The 285-nt window shown below is 44.9% G+C and carries 1 pseudogene; it reads left to right on the plus strand.

What is annotated here, in order from left to right:
* Positions 1–285 (plus strand): annotated as a pseudogene (locus H6A27_RS15890) (IS66 family transposase); the annotation flags it as partial.

Below are 285 nucleotides of genomic sequence, written 5' to 3' on the forward strand. Positions count from 1 at the left end.
TGATATCATCAAGCTACCGTAAAATAAGAAATATCGTGAGCTACATTGAGGAACATCACTTTGAAGTGCTTAAGGTGAAACATGCCGACGGCAGGATTGAAAGCATGTTTCTTCCCATGAAAGATGACGCCCGGGCTGACATCTACAATGAGATAGTACCGGGTACAAGCATTACAGCAAACATGCTCTCGTATCTGATGTTTAACCGCTTCCAGATGTCAACACCAGCATACAGGGAGGCAAAGAACCGTCTGTCGGATATGGACTGGAACACTTCTGTGCAGA

Source organism: Bacteroides caecigallinarum (genome assembly GCF_016902295.1).
GTDB lineage: Bacteria > Bacteroidota > Bacteroidia > Bacteroidales > Bacteroidaceae > Phocaeicola > Phocaeicola caecigallinarum_A.